Source organism: Sphingobium sp. TomTYG65, assembly GCF_055395525.1.
Window position 1 is genome coordinate 1,573,329 of record NZ_AP027330.1, and the last position, 12,597, is coordinate 1,585,925.

Annotated in this window: 7 protein-coding genes and 2 pseudogenes; 6 read left to right on the plus strand and 3 right to left on the minus strand. The window is 60.7% G+C overall.

Annotation, left to right across the window (positions count from 1 at the left end; all coding sequences use genetic code 11):
- Positions 1 to 39: 39 nt before the first annotated feature.
- From ACZ5Y5_RS07710 to ACZ5Y5_RS07735, 6 genes and pseudogenes are all read left to right on the plus strand, one after another.
- A complete protein-coding gene (locus ACZ5Y5_RS07710; protein WP_464808073.1) occupies positions 40 to 2,400 on the plus strand; it encodes a sulfatase-like hydrolase/transferase in 2,361 nt (786 codons plus the stop codon).
- Complete coding sequence (locus tag ACZ5Y5_RS07715) at positions 2,397 to 3,863, plus strand: DUF1254 domain-containing protein (protein ID WP_464808074.1); 1,467 nt, start codon at positions 2,397 to 2,399, stop codon at positions 3,861 to 3,863. The genes ACZ5Y5_RS07710 and ACZ5Y5_RS07715 overlap by 4 nt, the downstream gene beginning before the upstream one ends.
- Positions 3,860 to 5,269, plus strand: a complete 1,410-nt coding sequence (locus tag ACZ5Y5_RS07720; protein WP_464808075.1) for a DUF1254 domain-containing protein — start codon at positions 3,860 to 3,862, stop codon at positions 5,267 to 5,269. Before ACZ5Y5_RS07715 ends, ACZ5Y5_RS07720 begins: the two co-directional genes overlap by 4 nt.
- 77 nt (positions 5,270 to 5,346) lie before the next feature.
- Entirely contained in the window at positions 5,347 to 6,117 is a 771-nt protein-coding gene (locus ACZ5Y5_RS07725; RefSeq protein WP_464808076.1) for a glucose 1-dehydrogenase, read from the plus strand.
- Between the two features lie 73 nt (positions 6,118 to 6,190).
- Positions 6,191 to 6,951, plus strand: a pseudogene (locus tag ACZ5Y5_RS07730) (IS5 family transposase).
- Between the two features lie 131 nt (positions 6,952 to 7,082).
- Positions 7,083 to 7,304: pseudogene (locus tag ACZ5Y5_RS07735) on the plus strand (SUMF1/EgtB/PvdO family nonheme iron enzyme); the annotation flags it as partial.
- 317 nt (positions 7,305 to 7,621) lie between these two features.
- Here the strand turns inward: ACZ5Y5_RS07735 and ACZ5Y5_RS07740 are convergent.
- From ACZ5Y5_RS07740 to ACZ5Y5_RS07750, 3 genes are all read right to left on the minus strand, one after another.
- A complete protein-coding gene (locus ACZ5Y5_RS07740; RefSeq protein ID WP_464810501.1) occupies positions 7,622 to 8,254 on the minus strand; it encodes a tyrosine-type recombinase/integrase in 633 nt (210 codons plus the stop codon).
- Between the two features lie 751 nt (positions 8,255 to 9,005).
- A complete protein-coding gene (locus ACZ5Y5_RS07745; RefSeq protein WP_464808077.1) occupies positions 9,006 to 10,673 on the minus strand; it encodes an FAD-binding protein in 1,668 nt (555 codons plus the stop codon).
- A gap of 348 nt (positions 10,674 to 11,021) precedes the next feature.
- The gene (locus tag ACZ5Y5_RS07750) at positions 11,022 to 12,491 is read right to left on the minus strand and encodes an FAD-dependent oxidoreductase (protein ID WP_464808078.1); all 1,470 of its coding nucleotides are present in this window, start codon (positions 12,489 to 12,491) and stop codon (positions 11,022 to 11,024) included.
- Between the last annotated feature and the right edge of the window lie 106 nt (positions 12,492 to 12,597).

The following is a 12,597-nucleotide window of genomic DNA, read 5'->3' on the forward strand; positions in this document are numbered from 1 at the left end:
CGGGGCTTTTTCCAGATTTCACTCGAAGAGGTTCCCGCGATGCGCGCATTCCGTTCCGCCTTCCGTTTGTCCGCCTACAAGCGCCGGCTGTGCGGATGTTCCGCCATCGTGGCGCTTCTCGCGCCGTCGTTCGTTCTCGCTCAGGATGCAGCAACCGACCCGATGGCCGGGAAGGTCGGCAAGACCGTGCAGGAGACCCATGCACCAGCGTGGCCCTCGCAACCGCAGGCACCGAAGGGCGCACCGAACGTCCTCGTCATCCTGACCGACGACGTGGGCTTTGGCGTGACCAGCGCGTTTGGTGGCCCGGTCCCCACCGCGACCTTCGACGCGCTCGCCCAGACCGGCCTTCGCTACAATCGCTTCAACACTACGGCCCTTTGCTCGCCCACGCGCGCCTCGCTGCTGACCGGCCGCCTGCCGCAGAATGTCGACATGGGCAACGTGACCAACCTGCCAACCGGCTATGATGGCTACACCACTGTGATCCCGGACTCCGCCGCGACCGTGGCAGAAGTGCTCAAGGAAAATGGTTTCAACACCGCGATGTTCGGCAAGAACCACCTGACGCCCGAGTGGCAGACCAGCGCGGCAGGTCCGTTCAATCAGTGGCCCACCGGGCTTGGCTTCGAGTATTTCTACGGATTTCTCTCGGCCGATACTTCGATGTGGCAACCTAGCATTGTTGAGAACACCGTGCCGGTGGAGCCGCCGCACGATGATCCAGACTACTTCTTCGAGAAGGACATGGCGGATCATGCCATCAAGTGGATGCGCACTCAGCAGGCCGCCGCGCCCGACAAGCCATTCTTCATGTACTATGCGCCTGGCATCGCCCACACCCCGCACCATGCGCCGAAGGAATGGCTCGACAAATTCAGGGGTAGGTTCGACCAGGGTTGGGACAAGCTGCGCGAAGAGACGTTTGTGCGCCAGAAGCGGATGGGCATCATCCCGGCCAACTCGCAGCTTTCACCGCGCCCGGCTTCGCTGCCCGCATGGGATTCGCTCAATGCTGACCAGAAAAAGCTCTATGCGCGCCTGATGGAGGCCTATGCCGCCAGCGTCTCCTATTCCGATTCCCAAACCGGCCGCCTGATCGACGCGATCCGTCAGACGGGTGAACTCGACAACACCCTGATCATCTACATCCAGGGCGACAATGGCAGCAGCGCGGAAGGCGGGCCTGAAGGCCTGCTCTACGAGCAATCGACCATTACGGGCCGCAAGGAGACCATGGCCGAGAAGATGGCGCACATCGACGACATCGGTGGGCCCAAGCTCTACAACCACTTCCCCGCAGCATGGGCCTGGGCGACGAACTCGCCGTTCCCGTGGTGGAAGCAGGTCGCCTCGCAGGCTGGCGGCGTGCGAAACGGCATGGTCGTTTCCTGGCCCAAGCGCATTGCCGAGAAGGGGGCTGTGCGTTCACAATATGCCCACGTCAGCGATATCGCACCGACGGTGCTCGATGCGGTGGGGATAAAATCTCCCGAAGTGGTCAAGGGCGTGGCCCAGAAGCCGGTGGACGGGATCAGCCTGGCCTACACCTTCCAGCAGGCCTCCGCGCCATCTGCTCGCCGGATGCAGATCTACGAGATGATGGAGAACTTCGGCATCTATAGGGACGGCTGGATGGCCGGCACCCTGCCCAAGCGTGCGGCGTGGGACGCTGGGGCGGCAGGCGACCGCAAGCTGACGGTGGGACCGGATCAGCGGGAGTGGTCGCTGTTCCATCTCGACGTCGATTTCACCACGGCGATGGACCTGGCGAGGAAGAACCCGGCCAAACTCAAGGAAATGCAGGCCCTGTTCTGGGCAGAGGCCGCGAAAAACAATATCCTCCCGATCCACGACTATAGCCAGGGAACGCAGGGCCGGCCGTCGCTCGGCGCCTATCGTACCAGCTTCACTTATCGCCCCGGTGTCGCAGCGATCGCTGAAGATGCCGCGCCGCATACCATCGGCAAGAGCTTCCGCATTGATGCCGAGGTTACCGCCGGTAGCGGCACCAACGGCGTGATGATCGCTCAGGGTGGGCGCTTCGGTGGTTACAGCTTCTATCTGAAGAGCGGCAAGCCGGTGTTCCATTACAACGCGGTGGGCGCCGACAACTTCACCGTTGCCGCTGGCAGTCCCCTTGTCGATGGCAAGCACACCCTCTCCGCGGAGTTTACCGCCGACAACGCGGCACCCGGCACCCCCGGCACGCTGACGCTCTACGTCGATGGCAAGGCGGTGGGCTCTGGCAGGCTCGGGCGCACCGTGGCCGGCTGGCTCTCGCACACCGAAGGGCTCGATATCGGACTTGACCGCATTAGCGCCGTCAGCCCCGATTACAGCGTCGAAGACAGTACGTTTACCGGAGAGATCCGCGAAGTGCGAGTTTCGATCAAGTGAAGACCCGTGGCGCAGGGCGAGGCAGCGCACATCTTGCCCTGCTTGCGGTCACCTTCGCTGCGAACTGGCCCGCAGTCGGCTCGGCAAAGGTGGGCGCGCCGGCTTACGATCCGGCGCTGGCCGACCAGTACCAATCGGCCCGGCTCGAGGACATGCTGCCTGCTACAGCTGATGCGAGGAAGGTGCTGGCCCGATCGCGCGCTTTTGATGCGACGATCTACGGAACGGCAGCAGTTCTCGAATATCGGCAGATGTACTCTCAGGCAGTGGACCGCAGCGATCCGCAATATGTCGGCTTCAATGCTTTTTCTCATGGCCGCGCTCTGGCAGGGCCCGGCTACAAGTCCTTCAAGACGCCCAACGCCGATACCCTCTATTCAAATGCCTGGCTCGATCTGCGTAGCGGACCGGTACTACTCGAGGTGCCTGACACGGCCGGGCGGTATTTCACTGCCAACTTCCTCGATATCCACGGGAACGCATCGAACATCAGCGCACGTACGCACGGCTTCAAAGGCGGGCGGTTCCTGATCGCGACGACTGACTGGCAAGGCAGAGTGCCGGAGGGTGCCACGCTTTTCCGCGTGACGACACCTTTCACATGGATACTGCTCAGGATGCTAGTGCATCCTTCGGGCGAAGACCTTCGCGCCGCACAGGACCTGCAGGACCGCTTCGTCTTGCGCGAACTCAGCCGCGCGAGAGCAAGCGGCAACTTTCCCGACGGTCGTGATGAAAGCGTCGCGGGGTTCATGCGGATACTCGATTTCGTGTTGCGCAGCTGCGGCCATCCGCAAAGCGAGGAAGCACTCATCCATGGTTTTCAAGCTATCGGCGTTGCTGGCACGGAGACCGTCGACGCCGCTCTGGCAGATTCGGCGATCAAAGCGGGAATCGAGCAGGGCTTCGCCGACGCTCAAGGCGTAATCAAGGCTTCGCTGACGCAGACCGGCGGGCGCTCGGGCGGCTGGTCCGACCCCGTCGATGTGGGCCGATACGGACTCAACTATCTCTATCGCGCGGTCATTAATACGCGCGGCACCGGTGCCAACGTAATCGAGGAAAACCATCCTTTCACGACCTTTACCGATGCAGTTGGAGAGCGGCTTGACGGTTCACTGTCGGATTATCGGCTGGTGCTAGACCCGCCGCCTCCCGCGCGCTTTTTCTGGTCGGTCACCGTCTACGATTCAACGACGCGGGAACTCGTCCCCAATGGGCTCAATCGCTACCTGATCAGCGACCGGACGTCGGGATTGAGGCGCGGCAAGGACGGATCAGTCACGATCATGTTCAGCCAGAGGCTTCGCGGTCACCCAAAATCCGCCAACCTGCTGCCCGTCCCTCCCAGACCCTTCTATGTCGTGATTCGCGTGCAAGGTCCTGAAGCGGCAATAGCGACTGGCACCTGGCGACCACCGGAAATCGCGAAGATGTCCCAAGCGAGGATTGCAAAGGAATGAAGGCGGGAGGCATTGCATTCGCCATCGTGACGGCCGCGCTAGTGCTTCATGCGGAGCTGGCCTGGACGAGCCCGGCCCATCAGGCACTGTCGCTGAACGAGGCTCAGGCCGAGGAGCTGGCCTATCGCGGTTATGTTTGGGGAATGCCGCTCGTGGAGGCCGCGCAGATCCGCAAGCGGTTCACGCAAGGGCAGGCAGCGGGCGATCCCGGGACGCCGATCAACGCATTCAAGCACCGACGGTTGCTTTCCGGTCCAGAAATGCGCGTCGGGGTTGGGCCAAACAACGACACGATCTATTCGTCGGCATGGCTTGATTTGGCGGAGGGGCCGCTGGTCGTTTCAACGCCGGACTTCGGCACCCGCTACTATACGTTCTCGATCAACCAGGCGGACTCGTCGTCGGAACAGTCGCTCGGCCAGCGGACCCATGGCGGGCAGTTGCCGCCGTTGTTCGTGCATGGCCCGGGCTGGCGCGGCACTGTTCCCAAAGGCATGGTCAATGTGCCGAGTTCGACCCGCTACATCAACCTTGCCGGGCGCATCCTGGTCCGATCTCCCGCCGAGTATGACGAGGTCCACCGCTTGCAAGACAGGCTGGCCATTGTCCGCTGGGCCGATTGGCGGGCAGGAAAGCGGTTTGCCGCCCCACCGGCGGAGCAGCGCGACCTGGCGCAAGGTCCTGAGGGCGCAACGGCCGACATCGTGTTCTTTGCCCGGCTGGGCTCCGTTCTGCAGGACTGGGTCGTGCGGCCTCAGGACCGGACCATGGTTGCGAAGCTGGAGCGACTTGGCATCTCGCGCCAAGGCGGCTTTGCGCCCGAGTTCCTTTCCCCAGCCCAGCGAGATGCAGTAAAACGGGGCTTCGAACGCGCCCGTGCAGACGTGCGGCTGGCGTCGCTCCACCTTGGCGTCGAGCGCAACGGCTGGACAACGAACTATAACGGTCCGCGGTTCGGCACCGACATCCTGCTGCGGGCAGCGGTTGCCAAGGACCAGATCTTCGTCGCCGTACCCGAAGAGGCGGTCTATCCCATCGGACGTGTCGATGCCGATGGAGCCAAGCTTGATGGCGCGTACCGCTACCGCATCCGCTTTCCTTCTGGGCAGTTGCCGCCGGTGGATGCATTCTGGTCGATCACGGCGTACGACGATACTGGGTTCATGATTCCCAACGCGGCGAACCGCTATTCCGTGGGAGATCGCACTCAGGGCCTGACTAAGGACGAGGATGGCGGTGTGACCATCGACGTCGGCGCCCGGAAGCCGACGGACGGCGCGAAGGTTAACTGGTTGCCCGTTGCAGCGGACGGGCCATTCTATCTTATGATGCGCCTCTATCGCCCGCGCCCCGAGGTTCTGGACCAGACCTGGGTGCCACCGGTCATCGAACGGTTGGGACGTTAGCCGCCTGCTAAATGTGCCGGTTTCGGATCAGGGCGTGGCATTGCTAGGTTAGCAGCAGATTGGAAAGGGAAGAGGACATGCGCTTCAACGATAAGGTCGTGATTGTGACGGGCGCGGGCTCCGGCCTCGGGCTGGCGACAGCGCAGCGGCTGGCGGAAGAGGGCGCGACCCTTGCTCTAGTGGACTTGCGCGAGGATTGGCTGGAGGCGGCGCGGGCAAGCCTGCCCGATGGCACGCGGACCCGACTGATCAAGGCCGATGTAGCCGACGTCGCGCAGGTCCAAGCGTATGTAGACGCCACCTTGGCCGAGTTCGGAAAGATAGACGCCTTCTTCAACAACGCCGGGATCGAGGGGCGACAGAACTTGACCGAGGACTTTGGCGCCGAAGAGTTCCATCGCGTCATCTCCATCAACCTTGATGGCGTGTTCTTCGGCATGGCTGCAGTCCTGAAAGTGATGCGCGAGCAGGGCTCCGGCGCGATCGTAAATATGGCATCGGTTGGCGGCATCCGCGGTGTTGGCAACCAGAGCGGCTATGCCGCAGCCAAGCACGGCGTCGTCGGCCTTACCCGCAACTCGGCGGTCGAGTATGGCCAGTATGGCGTGCAGATCAACGCCATCGCTCCGGGAGCGATCATGACCGCGATGGTCGAAGGTTCGCTGCGCCAGTTGGGTGGCGAAGACTGGGAGGAGACCGGCCGACAGTTCGTCTCGGTCAACCCGATGAAGCGCTTTGGACGGCCCGAGGAAGTCGCGGCACTGGTGGCCTTCCTGCTTTCGGGCGAAGCGTTGTTCATCAATGGCGCGACCATTCCGATCGATGGTGGCCAGTCCTACAAATACTAGGGCGCGAACTCATAAATTGAGTTGAGCTCTCCGCCTTCGCATGATTCAGGCGCTCTTTGAGAATGGAGGGCGTATGGCGCGGCGGCGGTATGAATTGACGGACAAGGAATGGCTGTTCATCGAGCCGTTGCTGCCCAACAAGCCCCGCGGTGTTCCGCGGGTAGATGATCGGCGCGTGCTAAATGGAATTCTCTGGCGCTTCCGTTCCGGTGCGCCTTGGGCCGAGATCCCAGAGCGTTATGGTCCATCTACGACCTGCTACAACCGGTCGTTCGTTGGCGAAAAGCCGGTGTGTGGGACCGTCTGTTGGCAGCGGTTTCCGCTGGCTTCAACGGCGAACTGGTGATGATCGATTCCACCTGCATGCGCGTCCACCAGCACGGTGCGACGGGGAAAAAGGGGGACCTGGAGATCATGGCATGGGACGTTCCCGGGGCGGCCTCACGACCAAGCTTCACGCTCTTGTCGACGCTGACGGACGTCCTGTCAGCTTGCGACTGACGGGTGGGCAGGTCCACGATGCGTGCGAAGCCGAAGCCCTGATCGAGGCTATTCCCCCAGGGCGCCACCCTGCTCGGCGACAAAGGGTATGACAGCACCGCAATACGCCAGGCTGCGGCAGCCAGGAACATCTGGGCCAACATTCCCAATCGCTCCAATCGCAAGCAGCGCTTCGGCCTCTCGTCCTGGCTCTACCGCCAGCGCAATCTCGTCGAGCGCTTCTTTAATCGGATCAAGCAGGTCCGGGGCATCGCCACTCGATATGACAAGGATGCTGCCAACTATCTGGCAGCGATCAAGCTCATCTGCACACGCCTCTGGTGCAATGCATAATGAGTCTGCGCCCTAACCAGGTCTGGCTCAGGTCTGGAGCGCGTCCAACATGGCTGATCTTTCCGGCATGCGCCTGATTGCGGGCGGCACTTTCACGATGGGCTCACGACAAGCCGCGCAAGGCTGCCAGGAAGACTGCTTGCTGCGCGCTTAGTAACCCGCGCGGCGCCAAGCTCAAGGACAGCTACGATCCCAGCCAATCCGGCGTGCGGATCGGTCGCAAGGTTGTCAAAGGCGGCTCGCACCTGTGTGCGGCCAACTGCTGTCAGCGCTATCGCCCGGCTGCACGCCACCCGGAGATGGTCGACACTGCTACGACGCATATTGGTTTCCGATGTGTGGTGCGCATGTAGTTTAAATTTACTCTGAACGCTGTCCGCTGATGTACGACTTGTGAGTAAATCTCCAAACCGGAATGTCGGCAGGCCCGAAATAGGAGAGAGGGCTTGCATCGCTCCACGAACGACCGGTTCGGCGTGTCTCGATGTTCCAAGGCGCCACGGCGACCGGCAGATTTGTCCCAAGCCGGATCCTTCCTTCCGGTCGATCTCCGCCCTCAGCGAGTGTCCAGTCTTGGGCGCGGCGTCCAAGCCGGTAAGCGGCAGAGAATGGCGCGTAGCAGCCGCGAAACAGGTTCTGGCTCCCCACAACGGCGAGGAGCCAGGCAACCTCAGATTTCCGTGCCTTCTGCCAATGTTAGTGCATCCTCCACATCCACCCCGAGATATCTCACCGTGCTTTCGATCTTCGTATGCCCCAGCAGGATCTGGACCGCGCGGAGATTTCCAGTGGCTTTGTCTATGATGGACGCCTTGGTTCGCCGCAGAGAATGAGTACCGTAATCCTCGCTCGGCAGTCCAATTCCCGTGACCCATTCGTCAACAAGGCGGGCATATTGCCGTGTGCTGATGTGGTTCGCGTGGTCGGTGCGGCTCGGGAAGGCGAAATCCTCAAGGGATCCACCGCGCAGCTCTAGCCACTTGAGCAGGCTGGATCGAGCATCGTCCATCAGCTCGAACTGGACTGGCCTCCCGGTCTTTTGCTGAACCACGGTGGCTCGCGTCCGAATTTTTCGATCACAAACGATATCGCTGATCCTGATCTTCACCAGGTCGCAACCGCGCAGCTTGCTATCGATCGCGAGATCGAAGAGGGCCCGATCCCGAATGTGTCCGTGTTGGTCAAGAAAGAAGCGGATCGCCCAAATCTGACGGGGTTTGAGCGCGCGCTTCGCGCCAACCTTGCGTCCAGCGTTCCACGATATTCGCTCCCGAGCGGCGGGATCAAACTCTGATAATCCCATGACACGTCTCCTACGGCCGTGATGGCCGCAGAAATAACGCTTCAAAATAGGCCGACCCATTGTCGCCATTCAGCGGCCGATTTTCCAGCTCCAGATCCGGAACGGCAGCTATCCAATCTACCCAACTCATAACTGGCCCATTCTGGAATGGCGGCTTGACGACAGCGAATGAGGAAGCTGCCATATCCTGGCGGGCCTCTATCGGGCAACTTCTGGACGAACCGATTTGCGTTTAAATGGTGAACCGATTTGGCTTCGTCGCTCCGCCAGCTAGCACGTGCAACGCAAACCGGCGACCCGAAGCAACCTACGTGTCGCGAAGGCTCACGCCGGCACCGCTAATGACAGAAGGGGCGGTGCCCTAGTTGGTCAGCCTGGCTGGCGGCCGTGATGGCGCATAGGAGTGAGGCTGCTGCGCTTCGGGACATGCCTGCCAGTAGAGAGACGCGGCGGTCGAAGGGACGCGCGCCGCGCCTCGGTTCAGTCCAGCTTGCGCAGCCATATGTTCCGCAGGCCCACAGGCTATGATGTCCGTTCTCTCAATTAGCTCATCCCGGAATTTCTAAACATCCTGAGAACAAAGGGATCTCCAATCTCCAGCCTGTGCCGCGCATGCGTGATCCTCGTGGGCGTGCGCGTAGCAGCTAATCCGTGGTCTGCAGGTGGTACGCGCACAACACCGTGGCAAAGAGCAATCGCGGAACAGCATACCACGCCTGAGAGCACGCGACGCTAAGCGGTAAACGCTAGTTTATCCGGCCCTCACGTCAAAAGCGGGTTGATTTGTCCTTGATGCAGCGTGGCGTGCAGCAATGTAACCGAAGGTCGCAGCGGCACCGATCGTCGCACCAGCGCCCGGATAAGCGCGACCGAAGGGAGAGCCGCTGCCGTTGCCAGCGGCATACAGCCCGGAGATCGGCTGCTCCTTAGCATCGAGAACTCGGCCGTGCTGGTCGGTTCGAAGCCCGCCGTTAGTCCCCAGATCGCCAGGGCGGATCAGGGCAGCCCAGAAAGGGGGCTTGCAAATTTCACCCAAGCTTGGGTTAGGCTTATGTGCCGGGTCCGCCCAGTGACGATCATAGTCCGTCTCACCTCGATGAAAATCGAGATCATGACCGCTTCGGGCAAAGCCATTGAAGCGCCCAATCGTCTGTTCGAACGTCGGAGGGTCGATTCCGCATTGCACCGCCAAATCCGCAATGGTGTCAGCGCACTTCAGGAAGCCGTGCGCCATCATCGTCTCGCGGATGTTCTTGTGGGAAAGTTCGGCAAAGATGTACCGCTTCAGAAATTTATCGTCCATGATTAACCAGTGCCGATCGGTCCCGGCACCCTCACGGTGCATGATCTTTCCAGCGATCATATAAGCGCGGGCTTCATTCATGTATCGGCAACCCCTGCTGTTCACAATGATGCTACCTGGTAGGGCTCGCAGGCCAAGCGCCAGTCCTAACTGGCTTGGTCCGACCTGAATTGAGGGCATCCACCAGCAATCGTCAGTGAGCTCGGTCGCGGCTCCGACAGCGGTCGCGGCAACGAGAGAATCGCCTTGGTCCTCCGGTATCGCGTTACTCCAAGCCTCATCACGCCCTTGCAGCGTCCTGCGGAGGGCGGCGCTCTGGGCAAAGCCGCCAGCCGCAAGCAGTACGCCCGCAGGCGCGTCCAGTCGCATCTGGCGGCCCGCGCTCTCCGCCACCACCCCAACGACGCTACCCTGCTCCACAATAATCTCGATGAGCCTCGTGGAAAGTTTGAGTGGTATCCCGAGCCGAATGGCGATCTCCATCAAAGAAGCCACTAGCGCGCGCCCGAGGCCGAATGGCTGCTGCCCCAGCAGCTTGCGAACCTTGTGCTCGATTGCCACACGCGCGGCGCTGAGGAACGGACGCGGGCCCGTCCACGCCAAGGTCAGCTTTCCGAGCAAGCTACTGCTGATCGCCGGTAGATCGAGGCTGGCATTGCGCATAGTCTTCAGCCGTTCACCCAACCTTCGTCCGTTGAAACGCGCAGACTCGATAGTGCGGCCCGCCGCATTGCCGGCTACCTCCGGATAATAGTCAGGATGGTGCGCGTCGCGAATCCAGCGCACCCCTTCATCTGCGAGCATCCGTGCCATCTCCGGCGCGTTGGCGAGATAAGCATCTGCCTTGGCGATCTCCCGGTCTGTGGCCTCCTCGCCGAGCAGGCCACGGAGGTAGGTGCGCGCCTGCTCGTCCGTGCCGTCCACATTCTCGCCGCGCATCAGGTGATTTTCCGGAATCCACAGAACCCCGCCTGAAAGTGCAGTTGTGCCGCCCCACTGATCTGACTTCTCGATGATAATTGGACGGAGGCCGGCGAGTGAAGCGGTGATCGCTCCCACTAGTCCGGCGGCACCGCTACCAACCACAACAAAATTAAACATCTCTTCCATGAACATCTCTCGCTGCTCGAAGATGGCTTTCTAAGCAGTTCGGCCACCGCACCAAGGTAAATACAAATAGAATTTGAAAGCTAAATTTCCATTGAAGCGAAAATTACACCTCATCGATTAGCAGGTCGGCTGACCGTGGCATCTCATAACTGCGAATAAGAAACAGGACGTCCTGCATCCTCTTCACTGATCTCACGCTTCTCGATTTCTATCCTCGAGGACGTTCAACCGAACTCAAGACTGACGTCAGATCAACTTAATGATAGCACGTGGTCCTGCTGCGCTGGTGGGTTATTGAGACGCGGACCGACTAGGGGCTTTGGCTTTGGCAGCGTCGATGCTGGTGGCGAAGCTTCAGCCAGCGGCCCAAGGTGCCCCCGCTGCATGACGTCCTGCCCGGCGGCCGAAATAGGAGCCTGGCCCCAGGCTGAGACCGCTCGCATAATGTTTGCCGGTCCTTGGAATATGTGCAGCAGTGGCGCCCACTGCGTAAAGCCCGGGGATCGGATTGCTGTATTTATCGAGCGCCTCACCGTTCAGGCCTGTCTTCAATCCGCCCAAAGTAATGAATAAGTAGATCGATTTATTAAAGGAAATGTCGAACGCAGCATACGGACCCTTATCAAGCGGCTTGAGATAGTCCGGGTGCTTGTGCAGCAGCCGATCCTGGCCGGTCATGGCGTCGCGATTGTACTCGGACAGAGTCCCAACGAGCGATCCTGAAGGCAGGTTGAGACCTACCTCCATTTCTTCGATGGTTTCCCAGCCATCCACCAGCTGATGGTGGGCCGAAACGATCTCCGGATAAGCGAAGATCTCGCTATCGGCGATCAGGAAAGCGGTATGGTTCGGCTGCTCCATGATGAAGGTGGCGGTGCGGCCGTGATAGCTATCCTCCGCAACGAAGCGCTCTCCGCGATCGTTGACGATGATGCCCTTGATGAGTTGCTCCGGCGGGTAGATGGAAGCAGTGGGGATCACCCCATCCATAGCACTTGTCGCTGCGCCTACAGACAGCCCGAGCAGAACGCCGGCACCATCGTTGCTTGGAATACCCAACGGCTCGGCGGTCTCGCTCATTAGCGGAATATTCTCAATGATCATCTCTCGATTGAGGTTGAAACTCCCTGCAGCTAAGATAACCGCCTTTCGCGCCTCAACGTGCAGCACGCCCTCAGGCTGCGTCACGCGAACGCCCACGATCCGACCACCACTGTCACGGACGAGCGCAGTTACATTGCTGTCGTAGATCGATGAAATACCCTCTTCACGGCAGCGGTTGAGTAGCGGAGCCATTGCTACCGCACCGGCGTTCTCGCCGGTGCCCGCGACTTTATGTCCGCGCGGCACCGGATTTGCGATCTCCCGATAGGGCCACGCCTTCTCGTTACCTGTCATGAACAGGCATTCGGTCGAGTTCAGGAACACCGCCTTGCCCTTGTAGCAGGTCCTCTCGAATGGAAGACCTTGCTGCTCGAGCCAATCAAAATGTGCGACATTGTCGTCGCAGAAGTTGCGCAGGGCGACCGGGTCGAGCGGATCGGTGCTCGCCATTAGGAAACACGCCATTTGGTCGGCGTCGTCTTCATAGCCGCAGGCGGACTGAACCGCGGTCCCGCCGCCCAGGTAAAAAATGCCAGAGGACATGCCGCTCGCTCCGCCCCCGCCGCTCGCGCGTTCGATAATGAGCACGTCAGCACCAGCGCGATGCGCCTCCAAAGCGGCGCAGCACCCGGCAATTCCCTGCCCGACGACAATGACGTCCGCAGAGCGGTCCCAGGAGCTGATTTCGCCGTCATTTATCGGCTGTGGAACGCTCGTCATGAAGTCACCTCTAATCCACTAGTCGCATGGCTATCATTACGGTCTGGTCTAGATAACCTGACATTAAAGATAGTGATGGTGAAAGCAGATGAACGCTCGAACAAAA